This window comes from Ruegeria marisrubri, assembly GCF_001507595.1.
Taxonomy (GTDB): Bacteria; Pseudomonadota; Alphaproteobacteria; order Rhodobacterales; family Rhodobacteraceae; genus Ruegeria; species Ruegeria marisrubri.
This window is the reverse complement of the sequence record NZ_LQBQ01000023.1, coordinates 209,858-227,242: the sequence shown is the minus strand read 5'-3', so window position 1 is coordinate 227,242 and position 17,385 is coordinate 209,858. Positions and strand designations below refer to the sequence as shown.

The 17,385-nt window shown below is 62.3% G+C and carries 20 protein-coding genes; 10 read left to right on the top strand and 10 right to left on the bottom strand.

Annotation, left to right across the window (positions count from 1 at the left end; genetic code table 11):
* Positions 1-79: 79 nt before the first annotated feature.
* The 4 genes from rph to AVO45_RS11780 are packed head-to-tail and all read left to right on the top strand — an operon-like array spanning position 80 to position 2,908.
* Positions 80-793: a ribonuclease PH gene (rph, locus tag AVO45_RS11795; protein ID WP_068347193.1), complete on the top strand. Its 714-nt coding sequence runs from the start codon at positions 80-82 to the stop codon at positions 791-793.
* Complete coding sequence (gene rdgB / locus AVO45_RS11790; protein ID WP_068347191.1) at positions 790-1,404, top strand: RdgB/HAM1 family non-canonical purine NTP pyrophosphatase; 615 nt, start codon at positions 790-792, stop codon at positions 1,402-1,404. Before rph ends, rdgB begins: the two co-directional genes overlap by 4 nt.
* 28 nt (positions 1,405-1,432) lie before the next feature.
* Positions 1,433-2,551 carry a radical SAM family heme chaperone HemW gene (gene hemW, locus AVO45_RS11785; RefSeq protein WP_068347413.1) on the top strand — a complete coding sequence of 373 codons (1,119 nt, stop codon included), beginning with the start codon at positions 1,433-1,435 and terminating at the stop codon, positions 2,549-2,551.
* Positions 2,552-2,554: 3 nt separating this feature from the next.
* Positions 2,555-2,908, top strand: coding sequence for a YbaN family protein (locus tag AVO45_RS11780; RefSeq protein WP_068347189.1), 354 nt, complete (start codon positions 2,555-2,557; stop codon positions 2,906-2,908).
* Here AVO45_RS11780 and AVO45_RS11775 read toward each other — a convergent pair.
* From AVO45_RS11775 to hemJ, 7 genes are all read right to left on the bottom strand, one after another.
* Complete coding sequence (locus tag AVO45_RS11775) at positions 2,898-3,791, bottom strand: ParB/RepB/Spo0J family partition protein (protein ID WP_068347187.1); 894 nt, start codon at positions 3,789-3,791, stop codon at positions 2,898-2,900. The genes AVO45_RS11780 and AVO45_RS11775 overlap by 11 nt on opposite strands.
* A 20-nt stretch (positions 3,792-3,811) precedes the next feature.
* Positions 3,812-4,615: a ParA family protein gene (locus AVO45_RS11770; RefSeq protein ID WP_068347185.1), complete on the bottom strand. Its 804-nt coding sequence runs from the start codon at positions 4,613-4,615 to the stop codon at positions 3,812-3,814.
* On the bottom strand, positions 4,608-5,231 hold the full coding sequence (gene rsmG, locus AVO45_RS11765) for a 16S rRNA (guanine(527)-N(7))-methyltransferase RsmG (RefSeq protein WP_068347183.1): 624 nt from the start codon (positions 5,229-5,231) through the stop codon (positions 4,608-4,610). The genes AVO45_RS11770 and rsmG overlap by 8 nt, the downstream gene beginning before the upstream one ends.
* A complete protein-coding gene (mnmG, locus tag AVO45_RS11760; protein ID WP_068347411.1) occupies positions 5,228-7,096 on the bottom strand; it encodes a tRNA uridine-5-carboxymethylaminomethyl(34) synthesis enzyme MnmG in 1,869 nt (622 codons plus the stop codon). Before mnmG ends, rsmG begins: the two co-directional genes overlap by 4 nt.
* A gap of 12 nt (positions 7,097-7,108) precedes the next feature.
* The gene (mnmE, locus tag AVO45_RS11755; protein ID WP_068347180.1) at positions 7,109-8,395 is read right to left on the bottom strand and encodes a tRNA uridine-5-carboxymethylaminomethyl(34) synthesis GTPase MnmE; all 1,287 of its coding nucleotides are present in this window, start codon (positions 8,393-8,395) and stop codon (positions 7,109-7,111) included.
* A 31-nt stretch (positions 8,396-8,426) separates the two neighbouring features.
* Positions 8,427-9,698 carry a transcription termination factor Rho gene (gene rho / locus AVO45_RS11750; RefSeq protein WP_068347178.1) on the bottom strand — a complete coding sequence of 424 codons (1,272 nt, stop codon included), beginning with the start codon at positions 9,696-9,698 and terminating at the stop codon, positions 8,427-8,429.
* 124 nt (positions 9,699-9,822) lie between these two features.
* Positions 9,823-10,272, bottom strand: a complete 450-nt coding sequence (gene hemJ / locus AVO45_RS11745) for a protoporphyrinogen oxidase HemJ (protein ID WP_068347176.1) — start codon at positions 10,270-10,272, stop codon at positions 9,823-9,825.
* A gap of 405 nt (positions 10,273-10,677) precedes the next feature.
* Here hemJ and AVO45_RS11740 point away from each other — a divergent pair, with 405 nt between their 5' ends.
* The 4 genes from AVO45_RS11740 to dnaQ are packed head-to-tail and all read left to right on the top strand — an operon-like array spanning position 10,678 to position 13,415.
* Positions 10,678-11,277, top strand: a complete 600-nt coding sequence (locus AVO45_RS11740) for a Maf family protein (RefSeq protein ID WP_068347409.1) — start codon at positions 10,678-10,680, stop codon at positions 11,275-11,277.
* Entirely contained in the window at positions 11,274-12,107 is an 834-nt protein-coding gene (locus tag AVO45_RS11735; protein WP_068347174.1) for a shikimate dehydrogenase, read from the top strand. Before AVO45_RS11740 ends, AVO45_RS11735 begins: the two co-directional genes overlap by 4 nt.
* A complete protein-coding gene (gene coaE / locus AVO45_RS11730) occupies positions 12,104-12,697 on the top strand; it encodes a dephospho-CoA kinase (protein ID WP_068347172.1) in 594 nt (197 codons plus the stop codon). Before AVO45_RS11735 ends, coaE begins: the two co-directional genes overlap by 4 nt.
* Complete coding sequence (dnaQ, locus tag AVO45_RS11725) at positions 12,690-13,415, top strand: DNA polymerase III subunit epsilon (RefSeq protein WP_068347170.1); 726 nt, start codon at positions 12,690-12,692, stop codon at positions 13,413-13,415. Before coaE ends, dnaQ begins: the two co-directional genes overlap by 8 nt.
* Before the next feature lie 25 nt (positions 13,416-13,440).
* Here dnaQ and secB read toward each other — a convergent pair whose 3' ends face one another.
* Positions 13,441-13,941, bottom strand: a complete 501-nt coding sequence (gene secB / locus AVO45_RS11720) for a protein-export chaperone SecB (RefSeq protein ID WP_068347167.1) — start codon at positions 13,939-13,941, stop codon at positions 13,441-13,443.
* 54 nt (positions 13,942-13,995) lie between these two features.
* Positions 13,996-14,496, bottom strand: coding sequence for an FxsA family protein (locus AVO45_RS11715; RefSeq protein ID WP_068347165.1), 501 nt, complete (start codon positions 14,494-14,496; stop codon positions 13,996-13,998).
* A 108-nt stretch (positions 14,497-14,604) separates the two neighbouring features.
* Here AVO45_RS11715 and AVO45_RS11710 point away from each other — a divergent pair, with 108 nt between their 5' ends.
* Positions 14,605-15,261: a Tim44/TimA family putative adaptor protein gene (locus AVO45_RS11710; RefSeq protein WP_068347163.1), complete on the top strand. Its 657-nt coding sequence runs from the start codon at positions 14,605-14,607 to the stop codon at positions 15,259-15,261.
* Between the two features lie 247 nt (positions 15,262-15,508).
* A complete protein-coding gene (locus AVO45_RS11700; RefSeq protein ID WP_068347159.1) occupies positions 15,509-16,096 on the top strand; it encodes a Smr/MutS family protein in 588 nt (195 codons plus the stop codon).
* On the opposite strand, the gene AVO45_RS11695 is transcribed toward AVO45_RS11700, so the two are convergent.
* Positions 16,093-17,313, bottom strand: coding sequence for an MFS transporter (locus AVO45_RS11695; RefSeq protein ID WP_068347157.1), 1,221 nt, complete (start codon positions 17,311-17,313; stop codon positions 16,093-16,095). The two genes, AVO45_RS11700 and AVO45_RS11695, sit on opposite strands and share 4 nt — an antisense overlap.
* Positions 17,314-17,385: the final 72 nt, after the last annotated feature.

Sequence of the window (17,385 nt, the reverse complement as noted above, 5' to 3'; positions counted from 1 at the left end):
AGGCCACGGTAAGGTCAATCGGGGTTGCATCATCAGGCCGCCGGGCGGTATCCCCAACCCAGCTAACAAAGGATTTCCCATGCGACCCTCTGGACGAGATTTAAGCGAAATGCGCCCGGTTTCAATCGAGACCGGTTTCACGAAACATGCCGAAGGCTCGTGCCTGATCAAGATCGGCGACACCCATGTGCTTTGCACCGCCACGATCGAGGACCGGGTTCCGCCCTTCATCAAGGGATCGGGGCTGGGCTGGGTGACGGCCGAATACGGCATGCTGCCGCGCGCGACCAACACCCGGATGCGTCGCGAGGCGTCGGCCGGCAAGCAGGGCGGTCGCACGGTCGAGATCCAGCGCCTGATCGGCCGCGCCCTGCGGGCCGGCGTCGATCGCGTGGCCCTTGGCGAACGCCAGATCACCGTGGACTGCGACGTGATCCAGGCCGACGGCGGCACCCGCTGCGCCGCGATCACCGGCGGCTGGGTGGCGCTGCGTCTGGCGGTGAACAAGCTGATGAAGGCCGGCGACGTGATCTCCGATCCGCTGCTCGATCCGGTCGCCGCCGTGTCCTGCGGCATCTATGCCGGCCAGCCGGTTCTGGATCTCGATTACCCCGAGGACAGCGAGGCCGGCGTCGACGGCAATTTCATCATGACCGGCTCGGGCAAGCTGATCGAGGTGCAGATGAGCGCCGAGGGTTCCGTTTTCTCGCGGGACCAGATGGACCAGCTGCTGACCCTCGCCGAAAAAGGCGTCGGGGAACTGGTCGCCGCACAAAAGGCCGCCACCGCATGACCCGCCGGTTCGAGGGCGACACGCTGCTGGTGGCGACCCACAACAAGGGAAAACTCGAGGAGATGGCGCATCTCCTCGCACCTTTCGGCGTCAAGGTGGTCGGCGCAGGTGAAATGAACCTGCCGGAGCCCGAGGAAACCGAAGAAACCTTTGTCGGAAATGCCCGGATCAAGGCGCATTCCGCCGCCAGGGCCACCGGCCTGCCGGCTCTGTCGGATGATTCCGGCATTACCATCGACGCGCTGGACGGCGCCCCCGGGGTTCACACCGCCGATTGGGCCGAAACCGGCCAAGGGCGTGACTTCCTGATGGCGATGACCCGCGCCCATGAAGAACTGGAGGCGAAAAACGCGCCCCACCCCCGCACCGCCCAGTTCCGCTGCACCTTGGTTCTGGCCTGGCCCGACGGGCATGACGAGGTGTTCGAAGGCGTGGCGCCCGGCCATCTGGTCTGGCCGATCCGGGGGGCCGAAGGGTTCGGCTATGATCCGATGTTCGTCCCCGAAGGCTATGACCAGACCTTTGCCGAGATGGACCGGTGGGAAAAGAACAAGATCAGCCATCGCGCGAAAGCGGTGGAGAAATTCGTGAAGGGCTGTTTTGGCGGATGATTGGCGCAACGGGGGCTTTGGCCTGTATATGCACTGGCCGTTTTGCGAGGCCAAGTGCCCCTATTGCGACTTCAACAGCCATGTTTCAAAAAATATAGAACAAAAACAATGGCTTATGTCATATCTCGCCGAACTGGAACGCGCGGCGGCCGAAACCCCCGACCGTGTCCTGAACACGATATTCTTCGGCGGGGGAACGCCCTCTCTGATGGATCCCGAAACCGTTGCCGCCATCATCGACGCGGCGCGGTCGCTGTGGCGCCCGGCCAATGACATGGAAATCACCCTCGAGGCCAATCCCGGATCGGTCGAGGCCGGACGCTTTGCCGCCTATCGCGACGCAGGCGTGAACCGGGTTTCGATGGGCATTCAGGCCCTGAACGACGAAGACCTGCGCCGTCTGGGGCGGATTCACACCGTGGCCGAGGCCCGCGCCGCCTTTGACATCGCGCGCGACTGTTTCGACCGCGTCAGCTTTGACCTGATCTATGCCAGACAGCACCAGACGGTCGCGGCATGGCGGGCGGAACTGACCGAAGCCCTGTCGATGTCGATCGATCATCTGTCTCTGTATCAGCTCACCATCGAGGACGGCACCGCGTTCGGTGACCGCTATGCCGTCGGAAAACTGCGCGGCCTGCCCGAGGACGACAGCGCCGCCGACATGTATCTGGCCACGCAGGAGATCTGCGAGGCGCATGGCATGCCAGCCTACGAGGTATCGAACCACGCGCGGCCCGGAGCCGAATCGCGCCACAACCTGATCTACTGGCGCTATGGCGACTATGTCGGGATCGGCCCCGGCGCGCATGGCCGTCTGACCATCGGCGGCCGAAAGTTCGCAACCGAAACCCACCTGTCGCCAACATCTTGGCTGGCGGCGGTCGCAGAGGGTACCGGCGAGTCGGTCCGTTTCGAATTGTCACGTCAGGATCAGGCAAACGAATACCTCATGATCGGTATGAGGATTGTGGAAGGACTAGATATTGAGAGATTCGAGCGTTTGTCCAGTGCCCCACTGCCAGCCAATAAGCTGGATCACTTGACGGAACTGGGCATGATCGAAACCGATCACAACCGTATCCGGGCGACCCCAGACGGTCGAGCTGTCCTGAACGCGGTCATCCGCGAATTGCTGGCGGATTGAACGATGCAGTTTCTCTGGGCCGGATTGGGATTGATCTGCGTCGCTCTGGCGTTCATGGGCGTCTTTCTCCCGCTTCTGCCGACCGTTCCCTTCCTTCTGCTGGCGGCCTTCTTTTTCGCCCGATCCTCGTCCCGGCTGCACACCTGGCTTTTGACGCACCGGGTCTTTGGTCCGCTTATCCTGGACTGGCAGACCAACCGCGCCATAAATCCGCGCGCAAAAAAGGCGGCAACCCTGTCGATCGCCGCCGTTCTGGTGATTTCCTACGTCTTCAATGCGCCGGTTTTCGTTCTGATCTTTCAGGCCATCATCCTCAGCGGCGTCCTGATCTTCATCTGGTCGCGTCCTAACGGCTGAGCTTGGCGCAGAGATCGTCCAGCTGATCGAGGTTCTCGTAGGTCAAGACCACCTGCCCGGTCTCGGTGCCCGGCTTGTGGTTGATCACGACCTTCATCGCCAGAATGGCCGACAGATCCTTTTCCAGCGCCCGTGTATCCGCATCCTTTGCAGAAGACGGCGAACTGGAACGCGCAGGCCCCGCTTCACCCCCACGGTTCTGTTGTTTTTTCACCAAGGCCTCGGTCTGGCGAACAGACAACCCATCCCGAACGACGATTCGGGCCAGTTCAGACGGGTTTTCCGCCGTGATCAGGGCGCGTGCGTGGCCTGCAGACAGCTTTCCCTCGACGACAAGCGCCTGAACGTCCTTCGGCAAGGACAAGAGACGCAGCAGGTTCGCGATATGGCTGCGGCTTTTGCCCAAGGCCTCCGCGAGTTTTTCCTGCGTATGGCCGAATCGTTCCATCAACTGCTTGTAGCCGGCCGCCTCTTCGACCGCATTCAGGTCGGCCCGCTGAATATTCTCGATGATCGCGACCTCGAGAACCTCGGTATCGTCGAATTCCCGCACGAGAACCGGGATTTCATGCAATTGCGCCAACTGCGCCGCGCGCCAACGGCGCTCGCCGGCAACGATCTCATACTCTCCACCCGCCACCGGGCGCACGATCAGCGGCTGAATGATACCCTTTTCCTTGATCGAGGCGGCCAGCTCATCAAGCTGATCCTGCGAAAACGTCCGGCGCGGCTGATTGGGGTTGGCCCTGACCTTTTCGATCGGAACCCGCATGTCGGGGCGTCTGGGTTCAACCGAAGCCGCCGCGGTATCCTGTGCAACATCCGCCATCAGCGCGGACAGCCCCCGGCCCAATCCCCTCGATTTGCCTTTCTTGACGCTCACCTCAGCCCCCTATCCGCCGTTCAAGCGGCCATTTTCCTGTGTTTCTGCAACATTTCGCGTGCCAGATGCCTGTAGGCCATCGCGCCCAAAGAGCCCGAGTCGTATTGCAGAACCGGTAACGCGTAGGATGGCGCTTCGCTGACCCGGACATTCCTGGGTATCTTGGTTTTAAATACCATCTCTCCCAGATTGTCACGGGCGTCTTTCTCGACCTGACGGGACAAGTTGTTGCGGTTGTCGAACATAGTCAACACAACACCTTCGATTCTCAGGTCCGGATTGGCGGTCTGCCGGACCTCGCGAACCGTCAACATCAGCTGCGACAACCCCTCCAAGGCGAAGAACTCGCTTTGCAGCGGAATAAGGACTGAATCGGCCGCAACCATTGCGTTCACCGTCAACAGGTTCAGCGACGGCGGGCAGTCGATCAGGATATAATCGAACCGAAACGCGTCCATCCCGGTTTGCCGCAAGGCATCGTGCAGCAGAAAACTGCGCTTTTCGTTCGAAATCAGCTCGATATCCGCCGAGCTGAGATCCACCGTTGAGGGAATGATGTAAAGCCCGTCGATCTCGGTCTCTTGAATGACCGCCTCCAGCAGTGCGTCGTCGATCACCAGGTCATAAGTCGTCCAGTCCCGGTCCTCGACGCCCAATCCCGTGGACGCGTTGCCTTGCGGATCCAGGTCCACGACCAGCACCCGGCAACCACACTCGACCAGCCCCGCCGCAAGGTTGATCGCCGTCGTGGTCTTTCCCACGCCGCCCTTCTGGTTCGCAACCGCTACGATCCGGGGGGCCGAAGGACGGGACAGATCAACCACGTGACACTCCTTTGATTTTCAGGATAACCGCCTGGGGCTCCGTTAAACTAGTAATCGGCTCGGCGGCGAAATTCCATTGTTTGCGCGCTTCGGCGACCTCTTTTTCCCATGTGGCGCCTTTCGGAAACAGCGCCACGCCGGTATCCCGCAAATGCCTGTCGCAATAGGACAAAAGAACCGTCAGATCCGCCAGGGCCCGAGCCGAAAGAATGTCTGCCTCCAAGGGGGCGATCTTCTCGATTCGCCGACTCAGGACCGTGCATTTCGCTCTGCACTCGCGCGCGGCACTGCGAAGAAACGCCGCTTTTCTCTGGTCGCTTTCGACAAGCGTGAAATGGGCGTCCGGGGCTTCCTCTGCAGCCATGATTGCGCAAACCATTCCAGGAAAGCCGCCACCGCTGCCCAGGTCCACCCAATGACCCTTTGCCTCGACACAACGGAAAACCTGAACGGAATCAAGTATGTGTCGGGTCCATAAATCTTTCAGACTGTTTCGGGAGACAAGGTTGATCCGTGGGTTCCACCGCTCCAGCAGCGTGGCGAAAACCGTCAGGCGATCGAATGTTTCACGTGAAACATCGAGATCGGAAAACCCGGCGAGTTGTTCCGGTGTCATGCGTTGCGCACCTTCAGATCTCGCCTGAGGCGCGCCAGAATCAAGGTAAGCGCCGCCGGAGTAACCCCCTCAACACGGCCGGCCTGTGCAATATTGCCCGGCCTCGCGAGGGATAGCTTCTGCTTCACCTCGTTTGACAGCCCTTCCAGCGAATCATAATCGAAATCGTCTGGGATTTCATAGGCTTCATCCCTCTTCATCGCTTCGACATCCCGCTGCTGCCGCGCGATGTAGTTCGCATACATCGCATCCCGCTCCAGCTGCCGGCGGATCTCTTCATCCACGTCCGACAATCCTTCGATCAGGGGAATCAGGTGCTCGAACTCCACTTTCGGGAAGGCCAGAAGGGCCATTCCGTCCCGCCGCGTTCCGTCCTGGTTGACCTCGATGCCAACCTCCCGAATCTGACGCGGCGTGTATGTTTCAGCCGTCAGACGGGCCTTGGCCGCCTCCAATCGCTCCATTTTCACGGAAAATTCGGCCTTTCGCGCCTCTTCGACGCAGCCAATCGAAATCCCGGTCGGCGTCAGTCTTTGGTCGGCATTGTCGGCGCGCAGCGACAAGCGGAATTCGGCCCGCGAGGTGAACATTCGATATGGCTCGGCGACTCCTCGCGTCGTCAGATCGTCAATCATGACGCCGATATAGCTGTTCGATCGCGTGAAATGCAGCGGATCGGCCCCCCTGACCTCCAAGGCCGCATTGAGCCCCGCGACCAATCCCTGCGCGGCAGCCTCCTCATAGCCCGTCGTGCCGTTGATCTGACCAGCCAGGTAAAGGCCCGGGATCTGCGGCAAGGACAGGCGCGGCGTCAGAATGCGCGGATCGAAATAGTCGTACTCGATCGCGTAACCCGGCTGCAGAATTTCCGCGTTTTCCAATCCCTTGATCGACCGGACATATTCCAGCTGGACGTCTTCCGGCAGAGAGGTCGAAATCCCGTTCGGATAGACCGTGTGGTCATTCACGCCTTCGGGCTCCAGAAACACCTGATGCGAGTCCTTGTCGGCAAAACGGACGATCTTATCTTCGATCGATGGACAATATCTTGGGCCTACCCCTTCGATATGCCCACCATACATGGCCGACCGGGACAGGTTCTGTTCGATGATCTCATGCGTTCTGGCATTGGTATGCGTGATTCCGCAGGCGATCTGAGGCGCGACGACGGACCTGGACATGAACGAGAACAGCGTCGGCTCTTCGTCCCCTTCCTGGCGTTCCAGGACCGACCAGTCGATGGTTCGCCCATCCAGCCGCGGGGGTGTTCCTGTCTTGAGGCGCGCGGTCGGCAGATCGAAACTGTCCAGCCGCTCGGCCAATCTGACCGAAGGCCGGTCTCCCATGCGTCCACCCGGGCGCGAAACATCGCCGATATGAATGACGCCACGCAAGAAGGTCCCCGAGGTCAGGATCACCGTTTTCGCTGGAATTTCCGAGCCATCTGCCAGAATCACACCCGCAACTCGATCTCCCGCCATCAGGAAGTCGGTCACCTCTCCGGTGATGATCGACAGATTCGGACGACCAACGGTTTCCTGCAACATCGCCGCGCGATAAAGCGCGCGGTCGGCCTGTGCCCGCGGCCCCTGCACGGCCGGGCCCTTTCTGCGGTTGAGCAGGCGGAACTGGATGCCGGCGCGGTCGGCGACCCGGCCCATGACGCCATCCATGGCATCGATCTCGCGGACCAGATGCCCTTTTCCCAGGCCGCCAATCGCCGGGTTGCAGGACATCACGCCGATGTCGTTTTCCGACAGGGTGATCAGCGCGGTTTGCGCACCCATCCTGGCAGCGGCATGCGCCGCCTCGGTTCCGGCATGGCCGGCCCCGATCACCGCGACATCGAATTGTGAATGTTTCACGTGAAACACTCCTTACTTCCCGAGGCAGAAACTTGCGAAAATCTCGTCCAGCAAGTTCTCGACATCTATTCTGCCCACCAGTGATTCCAAGGCCCGGATCGCTGTTCTCAGCTCTTCTGCGGCGATATCATACATATCCGGCCCGGATTCCAGAACGCCTAACCCCTCGCCCAAGGCCGTCAGCGCCTTTTTCATCGCTTGCCGATGCCGTTCCCGCGTCGCAATACCAGAAGTTGTGGTTCTTTCGGTCAGAACACACGAAATCTGGGAAATCAGCCGATCTATCCCCGCACCGGTCTGCCCGGAAATCGCGTTTCCCGCCTCGTCGCGCAAATCGGCTTTTGGCAGAACATGGATATCGCCGTCCTGAAAGGCGATTCCAAGCCCATCCACCGTCTCTGCCAGAAAGACCCGCAGATCCGCCGATTCCGCCCTTTGACGTGCCAGGGCGATTCCCAGGCCTTCGACATGATCGCTGGTCTCACGCAGTCCGGCGGTGTCCAGCAGCGTGACAGGCAGGCCAGCAAGGTCCATGCGAACCTCGATCACATCCCGCGTCGTTCCGGCATATTCCGACGTAATGGCCGCCTCGCGCCCGGCCAGAGCGTTGAGAAGCGTGGATTTCCCCGCATTCGGCGGGCCGACGATGGCAACCTCGAACCCGGTCCGGATCCGCTCGGCGATCCTGACCCCAGCCACCTCGCGCTCCAGATCGGCCATGACGCCGGAAACCAGAGACCGCACTTCGGGGGTGACGTCGGTAGGCACTTCCTCGTCGGCAAAATCAATCACCGCCTCCAGAAGCGACGCGGCGCGGATCAGATCCTTGCGCCAGCGCTCGGCGAGCTGCCCGAGTTCGCCAGCCAGAACCGCCTGCGCCTGCCGGCGCTGCGCCTCGGTTTCCGCGTCGATCAGATCGGCCAGGCCTTCGACCTGCGCCAGGTCCATCTTGCCGTTCTCCAGCGCCCGGCGCGTGAACTCTCCGGGTTCGGCCATGCGCACCCCGTCCAGTTCCGACAGGCAGCGCAGAACAGCGTTCACCGCGGCGGTGCTGCCGTGGATCTGCAACTCCGCCACATCCTCGCCGGTAAAGCTCGCAGGCGCCTGAAAGGTCAGAACCAGGCCTTCGTCCAACCTTTCGCCGTCCGGTGCCCTCAGGGTACGCAGATGCATCCCGCGGCCCTTCAGGCCCGGTCCGGCAAGCACGGCGGCCGCCTCATGCGCCTGGGGGCCAGAGAGGCGTATCACCGCCACCCCTGCCTTGCCCTGCGCGCTGGCCAAGGCAAAGATCGTGTCCATTCGAAGGCCTCGCCTATGTCCCGAGACGGCCTCAGGTGTTCATCGAATCGAAGAACTCGGAGTTGGTCTTGGTCTGTTTCAGTTTCGACAGCAGGAACTCGATCGCGTCGGTGGTGCCCATCGGGTTGAGGATCCGGCGCAGCACGAAGGTCTTCTGCAGATCGGCCTTGTTGACCAGCAGGTCCTCTTTCCGGGTGCCCGACTTGAGAATGTCGATGGCCGGGAAGACGCGCTTGTCGGCGATCTTGCGGTCCAGAACGATTTCCGAGTTGCCGGTGCCCTTGAACTCTTCGAAGATCACCTCGTCCATCCGGCTGCCGGTGTCGATCAGCGCGGTGGCGATGATGGTCAGCGAACCGCCCTCTTCGATGTTCCGGGCCGCGCCAAAGAACCGCTTGGGCCGCTGCAGCGCGTTGGCGTCCACACCGCCGGTCAGAACCTTGCCCGAGGACGGCACCACGGTGTTGAAGGCCCTACCAAGTCTTGTGATCGAGTCGAGAAGGATAACAACATCTCGTTTATGCTCGACCAGACGCTTGGCTTTTTCGATCACCATTTCCGACACGGCCACGTGGCGCGACGCCGGTTCGTCAAAGGTCGAGGACACCACCTCGCCCTTCACCGAGCGCTGCATGTCGGTCACCTCTTCGGGGCGTTCGTCGATCAGCAGGACGATCAGGTAGCACTCAGGATGGTTCTTTTCGATCGAGTGCGCGATGTTCTGCAGGATCACCGTCTTACCGGTCCGCGGCGGCGCCACGATCAGCGAACGCTGGCCCTTGCCGATCGGCGCCACCAGGTCGATGACCCGGGCCGACTTGTCCTTGATGGTGGGATCCTCGATCTCCATCTTCAGCCGCTCGTTGGGATAGAGAGGCGTCAGGTTGTCGAACAGGATCTTGTGCTTGGCCTTTTCCGGGTCCTCGAAGTTGATCTTGGTGACCTTGGTCAGCGCGAAGTAGCGCTCGTTCTCTTCGGGGGCCTTGATCTCGCCTTCGACCGTATCGCCGGTGCGCAGCGAATACTGGCGGATCATCTCGGGCGAGACGTAGATGTCATCCGGGCCGGGCAGATAGTTCGCCTCGGGAGAGCGCAGGAACCCGAAGCCGTCCTGCAGCACCTCAAGCACGCCGTCACCGCCCACGGTCCAGCCCTCATCCGCGCGTTCGCGCAGAATCTGGAACATCATCTCGCCCTTGCGCATGGTCGAGGCGTTTTCGATCTCGAGCTCTTCGGCCATGGCCAGAAGGTCTTGCGGGCTCTTCGCCTTGAGATCGGACAGGTTCAGGGTTTCGGTTGTCATGATGATAAGACCCTTGGCCGCAGGTTCAGCGGCATGGATGAGAATTTCGAACAGGAAGACACATCGCCCGGACGGGCGCGTTCCTCCCTACATAAGAGAGCGCAGGCGCGGAGTCAAACCCGGCTCAGAACTTCACGATGACCGCCAGAACGATCACGATCATCAAAACGGTCGGAACCTCGTTCATCATGCGATACTGGCGGCCTGACAGCCTGTTGCGCCCTTCCAGGAAATCCTTGCGCCGCGCCATCAGCCAGTGATGGAACCAGGTCATCGCGATCACGGCTGCCCCCTTGGCCCAGGGCCACGCCCATTGCCAGTCCACGATGCCCGGCGTGAAGACCATGATCAGCCCGCAAGCCCAGGATACGACCATCGCCGGGCGCATGATCACCCGCAAAAGCTTCTCTTCCATTTCAAGGAAGATCCTGGGCGCGCCTTCGACCTTCTGCGCCTGCTCGACATGATAGACATACAGCCTGGGCAGATAGAACAGACCGGCCATCCACGAGATCACGGCCATGACATGGAGCGACTTCACCCAAGGGTACAGCGTGTAAAGAAGGTCGGTCATCCGGGATCTCTCGTTTGGACAGGCCCTCCCTAATAAAAAAGAAAGAAAAGAAAAAGGATGATGGTTTTGTAGGGGGGACAAAATCCGTGGATTACTTTTTTGTCGGCAGGTTTTCCCCAGGTGGACGAGCCGGCCGGGCGATTTCCCCGGCATGTTGAAGAACCAATCAAAGGTATTGAAAAACAATAACTTATACGGTTGATAGCTCCGCTTTTCCGTGGATAACTCGTGGACAGTTTTCGAGTATCCTCTTTTTCCAGAATGGCCGAGTTATCCTTGTCCCGTATGGGCGGATACAGAGCGACTCGAGCATCAATTTCCCGAAAACGCCGGGGTTGCGTGTCAACCGGAAAACCATACAAACCGTTCTGGACCGTTCATTCACTTGCCCACGGGGTTTTCCACATGTCTGTCCCTCTGATCCTCGCTTCGGGGTCCGAGATCCGCGCCCGGCTGCTGCGAAACGCGGCGGTGCCGTTCACCAAAGAGGTGCCGCGCGTGGACGAGGATACCGCAAAACGCGCCCTGATCGCCGAAAACGCGTCACCGCGCGACATCGCCGATGCCCTGGCCGAGCTGAAGGCGCGCAAGATCAGCGACAAGACCCCCGGTGCGATGGTTCTGGGGTGCGATCAGGTTCTCGATTTCGAAGGCAGCCTGCTGTCGAAACCGGAAAGCCCCGAGGCGGCCCTGGAGCAGCTCAAGGCAATGCGCGGCAAGCGCCACATGCTGCTGTCCGCCGCGGTCATCTATCGAAACGGTGAACCGCTTTGGCGGCATGTCGGACAAGTGCGCCTGCGGATGCGCGACAGTTCGGACGCCTATCTGCAAGGCTACGTGGCCCGCAACTGGGACAGCATCCGCCACGCGGTCGGCGCCTACAAGCTCGAGGAAGAAGGCGTGCGCCTGTTCACCAGCATTGACGGGGACTACTTTAACGTTTTGGGTATGCCCCTGCTGGAGCTGCTTCATTTCCTGACCTTGCAGGGGGTAATCGACCAATGACAGAGAACCGGATCCCTTTGGCCGGCGTGATCGGGCATCCGATTGCGCATTCCAGGTCCCCCAAGGTGCATGGGCATTGGCTGAAGACATACGGTCTGGCGGGCCATTACATCCCGATGGACGTGGCGCCCGAGGATCTCGAACAGGTTCTGCGCACCTTGCCCAAGGCCGGGTTCGTCGGCGCAAACGTCACGGTTCCCCACAAAGAGGCCGCCCTGCGGATCGCCGATACCGTCACCGAGCAGGCAAGCCGGATCGGCGCGGCGAATACGCTGACTTTCGCAAGCGACGGAACGATCCGGGCCGACAACACCGATGGGTACGGCTTCATGGAAAACCTCCGCAGCGGCGCGCCGGACTGGAACCCCAAAGACGGGCCCGCGGTGATTTTCGGGGCCGGAGGCGCGGCTCGGGCCGTGATCGCGGCGTTGATCGAGGCCGGCGTGCCTGAAATCCTGCTGACCAACCGAACCCGCGCCCGCGCCGAGCAGTTGCAGCAGGAATTCGGAGATACCATCACCGTTGTCGATTGGGTGCAGGCCGGAAACGTGGTCGAGGATGCGGAACTTGTCGTCAACACCACCTCGCTGGGCATGGTCGGTCAGCCGGAACTGCGCGTGCCCCTGGATGGGCTGCAACCCGGCGCCGTTGTCACGGACCTGGTCTATACGCCGTTGCAAACCCGGCTTCTGCGCGAGGCGGAAGAGGCGGGGTGCATTGCCGTCGATGGTCTGGGCATGTTGCTGCACCAGGCGGTTCCCGGTTTCGAAAGCTGGTTCGGCAAACGGCCCGACGTCGATGACGCAACCCGGGCGGCGGCGCTGGCATGAGTTTCGCGCTTGGCCTGACGGGCTCGATCGGCATGGGCAAAAGCACCACGGCGCAGATGTTCGTGGACGAGGGCTGCGCCCTTTGGGACGCGGATGCGGCCGTGCACCGGCTTTATGCGCCCGGCGGTGCCGCGGTCGAGCCCATGCGCGCCGCCTTCCCCGAAGCGATCGAAGATGGCGCCGTCAGCCGCGCGGCCCTGAAGCGCATCATTTCCCAGGACCCCGCGGCGCTGAAGACCATCGAGGCGATCGTGCATCCGCTGGTGGCTCAGGACCGGGCGGCGTTCCGGGCCAATGCCAAGGCCGACATCATCGTCTTCGACATTCCCCTGCTGTTCGAGACCGGGGGCGACGCGGCAATGGATGCGGTGGCCTGCGTCACCGTCCCGCCGGAGGTGCAGAAGGAACGGGTCATGGCCCGCGGCACCATGACCGAAGAGCAGTTCGAGCAGATCCGCGCCAAGCAGATGCCGAACGCGGGAAAATGCGCCCGGGCTGATTTCGTCATCGAAACCGACACTCTGGACCATGCCCGCCAGCAGGTGCAGGATATCGTCAGGCAGATAAGAGCAGGACTGGCAGATGCGTGAGATTGTTCTTGATACGGAAACGACCGGTTTCGAACCCGAGAACGGCGACCGCATCGTCGAGATCGGCGCGGTCGAGCTGTGGAACCACGTGGCCACCGGTGAAACCTACCACCAATACATCAATCCCGAACGCTCGATGCCGGCCGAGGCCTTTGGCGTGCACGGCATCGGCCCCGACCTGCTGGAGCCGCCGCAGACCCCCGAACCGGGTCAGGTGACGCTGAAGGACAAGCCGGTCTTCGCGCAGATCGGTCAGGCGTTCCGCGACTTCGTGGGGGATGCAAAGCTGATCATCCACAACGCCGCCTTCGACATGAAGTTCCTCAATGCGGAACTCGGCTGGATCGGCCTGCCGCTGATCCCGATGGCGCAGGCGGTGGACACGCTTGCCATTGCACGCAGGAGGTTTCCCGGCTCGCCGGCCTCGCTGGATGCGCTGTGCCGCCGGTTCAACATCGACAACTCGAACCGGGTGCTGCACGGGGCGCTTCTCGACTCCGAGATCCTGGCCGAGGTCTATCTGGAACTGATCGGCGGGCGCCAGCCGGATTTCGGCCTGTCGGCGGTTGCCACGACCGATACCGCCGATGCGGGTCAGGTCTGGCGTCCCACCGCCCGGCCAAACCCTCTGCCCTCGCGGATCACCGACGAGGAACGCGCGGCGCATGACGCCTTTGTCGAGAAACTGGGGGAAAAAGCCCTGTGGAACCGCGCCTGACACCCGTCAGGCGCGGCCCTTGTGATCAGGCTTCGGATTTTTGGGCCTGCGCGGCCTGCCGGCGCAGCAATTCGTTGCGGTAAAGCTGCACGAAATCGATCGTGTCCAGATTGACCGGCGGATAGCCGCCGTCGCGGGTGATGTCGCTGACGATCCGGCGCAGGAACGGGAACAGCATCCGCGGGCATTCGATCAGCAGGAACGGGTGCAGCTGGTCTTCCGGCACGCCTTCCACGTGGAACAGGCCGCAATAGTCGATCTCGAGCAGGAACAGAACGTCTTCCATCCCCTTGGCCTTGGATTTCAGGTTCAGCTTGATCGACACCTCGTATTGATGCTCGGCCTGGCGCTTCTTGGCATCCAGGTTCACCTGAACCGTGATCTCGGGCTGGACCTCGCCCGAGACGCCCTTCTGCGCCATCACGTTTTCAAAGGACATGTCGCGGATGAACTGCCCCAATACACGCATCTGAACCTGCGGGGGTTGGCTGGCCGCCTTGTTTTCTGCGGCGGTTTCTTCAGTCATGGATCAACTCCGGGTTTGAAAATCGTCCTTGCTTAGCAACTTGGGCGCGGCACCTCAATGCCGGTGCGGTCCTTCGACCCAGCCCGAGGGTTTTCCGGGCTCACGGCCCGGGTGCACCTCGGTGAATTCGCCGTCGATGATGTCACCCTGGTCGAACGGATCGCGCCGGGCATGAAACTGGGCAGCGGAACCCATCTGAAATTGGGTGACGGTCACCCGCGACCGCAGATAGCGGAACACCGCCACCCGCACGCCCGGTATCAGCAGGGCAAAGCCCACGGCGTCGGTGAAAAACCCCGGCGTCAGAAGAAGCGCACCGGAAAACAGGATCATGGCGCCATGGGCCAGCGGCTCGGTCGGGTCGTCCAACTCGTTGAACGCCCGCTGCAACTGGCCCAGCGCCATGCGCCCTTGCGTCCTGACCAGCCAGGTGCCCAGGATCGCGGTCAGCACCACGATCGCCAGCGTCGGCCACAGCCCGATCAGGCCGCCGACCTGGATGAACAGGGCGATCTCGATGATCGGGACCAGCAAAAAGGCCAGAAACAGGTACATTCAGCTTATCCTTTCCTTCGTGTCGGACGGTGGACTTGCCCCCGACTGTCCCCTACATAGTGACACGAGGCCCTTTCTACAAAGTCTCGGTTCGGAAAAGAGGACGAAATGAACTCACCCCTGATCCAGCTTCTGGTGCTGGCTGGCATTGCCATCTTCCTGATCCTGCGCCTGAGAAGCGTTCTGGGCACCCGCGAGGGGTTCGAGAAACCGCCCCTGCCGCAACAGCCCGCTGGCACCAAGCGTCGGGACTTCGAGGTGATCGAAGGCGGGCCGGATCAGGACATCATCGACCACGTGCCCGAAGACAGCCCGCAGGCGCAGGCCCTTGCGGCGATGAAGCGGGTCGAGCCAAGCTTCTCGGTCACCGAGTTCGTGCAGGGCGCGCGCGGGGCCTACGAGATGATCGTCATGGCCTATGAGCGCGGCAACCTGGACGAGATCCAGCCCTTCCTGTCGGAAGAGGTTTTCGAAACCTTCGTCGCCGGCGTCGCCGCGCGCGAGGATCAAGGCCTGACCATCGAGGCCGAGTTCATCGGCATCCGCGAAACCGCGCTGACGGACGTCAAGTTCGACAAGGACACCAACCGGGCCGAAATCACCATGCGCTTCGTGGGCGAACTGACCTCGGTCGTGCGTGACGCCAGCGGCGAAATCGTCGAAGGCAGCCCGAACACCGTCAAGCGCCAGAAGGACAGCTGGACCTTCGCCCGCGTCATGGGCTCTGACGATCCGAACTGGCTGCTTGTCGCAACGGACGCATGATTGCCGCGCTCCGGTCGCTTTTTCCGGCAGGAGCCGTCACGGCCGCCGCAAGCGACGCCGGGGCCCGGGTCATGCAAACCGACCTGACCTGTGACGACCCGAAGGGCTGGGCTGCGGCCCTGTCGGCTTTCCCTGACACCTGTGGTGACCCCGTCGGCAAAGCGGCCGTCCTTCCGGGGGGACCGGTCCGGGGGCGCGTGTTGCCGTCGGGTCCAGGGGGCCAGGCGCCGACGACGGAAGGCTCCTGATGACACGGCGGCGACTGACGGCAGAGGAGATCGAGCTGTGGCGCAAGGTGGCGCGGCAGGCCGACCGGCTGCACCCCGAGATGCCGAAATCGGTGCACCCCAAAACCCTGCCCAAGCCGAAACCGACCAGGCTGCCGCCCGCGCGGATCGAGTCCTTTGAACTGGGCCAGATGTCCCGATCCCGGCCGCGGCAAAACAGCCTCAAGCCGACGGTGACAGAAGATCTGGCGGCGGCGCCCGTGCAGATGGATCGCAAGGCGTTCGCGCGGATGAAGCGCGGCAAGCTGAAGCCCGAAGCGCGGCTGGATCTGCACGGGATGCGGGTCGATACGGCGCATCCGGCCCTGATCCGCTTCATCCTGTCCTCGCAGGCCTCGGGCAAGCGGCTGGTCCTGGTCATCACCGGCAAGGGCAAGGACCGCGACGAGCCCGGCCCGATTCCGACGCCCCGGGGTGTTCTGCGCAACCAGGTGCCGCAATGGCTGAACCTGCCGCCCCTGGCGCAGGCGGTGCTTCAGGTCACCACCGCGCATGTCAGCCACGGCGGCGACGGCGCCTATTACGTCTACCTGCGCCGCAGCCGCTAAAGCGTTCTGGCGGCCCGGGACACGCCGATCCACAGCAAGGCGCAGGTGGCCACGAAATAGGCCGCGATTCCGGCGAACTGCGTCTCCAGTCCGATGCCCAGGTCGATCAGAACCCCGGTCACACCGGGGCCGATGGCCGATCCCAGCACCATCACCGCCGCCGCCGCCGCCTTGATCGCGCCGATGTGGCGGGTTCCGTAGAACTCGGCCCAGAAGGCGCTGGGAAGGGTGCTGTTGGCACCGGTCGACAGGGCCAGAAAGAGCATCGCGACCAGGCCGCCGGCCAATGTTCCGGCAAATGTCAGGACCAGGAATCCGGCAGCCATCGGCAGTTGATAGAAGGGCATCATCCGCGCCGTGCCCCATCTGTCCAGGGCCCAGCCCGAGGCGAACATCGCCAGCACCCCGGCGGTCGTAAAGGCGGGAAACAGCGCCACCAGTTCGACATGCAGCCAGCCCTTGATCTCGGCCAGATGGACCTGGTGGAAGAAGAACGCGGTGATGAAGGCTCCGGGGCCCAGCAGCGCGGGCACCACGAACCAGAAAAGCGGATGCCCCAGCGCCTCGCGCCGGGTCCAGTGGCGATCCTCCATCCCCGTGGCGGAATGGGTGTCGGACAGGCTCTGCGGCGTGCGCTCCTGACGCAGCAGCCGCGCCAGGATCGGCAGTCCCAGCAGCGCAATGCCGGCCGCCGCAACCCAGAGCAGGCGCCAGTCCACCAGGTCCATGGCGGAGACGAAAAGAATGGGCAGCAGCGCCTCGCCGAGGGCATAGCCCGAGGTTGCGATCGACAACGCCCTGCCCCGCGTGGCCGTGAACCAGCGAGCCATCGCGACAACGGCGATATGCATGCTCATGCCCTGACCGAACAGACGCAGCAGGAAAATGACCGCTGGCAGCAGGACAAGCCACCTATTGAACGCCATCGCCAGTGCCGCCAGCGCCAGCCCGACCAGAACCACGGGCCCCAGCACGCGCACGCGGAACCTGTCCGTCAGAGGTCCTGCCCAGAGCATCACGATCGCCGAAACGGTGGTGCCGAGCGAGTAGATGCCGCCCCATTCACCGTGGCTCAGCCCGTACTCGGCCCGGATTTCCCCGGCGAAGATCGAGATGAAGAAGGTCTGGCCAAAGCTGGACAGAAACGTCAACAGCACGCCAGCCGCCAGCCACGCGGCGTTGTCGGACAGGTATTGGCGTAACCCCGACGGTTTCATCAGCCTGGATATCCACGGTGAGTTGGGCGCGCGGACCACCGGTCGCACCCGCCCCACGCTAGCGGATATTTC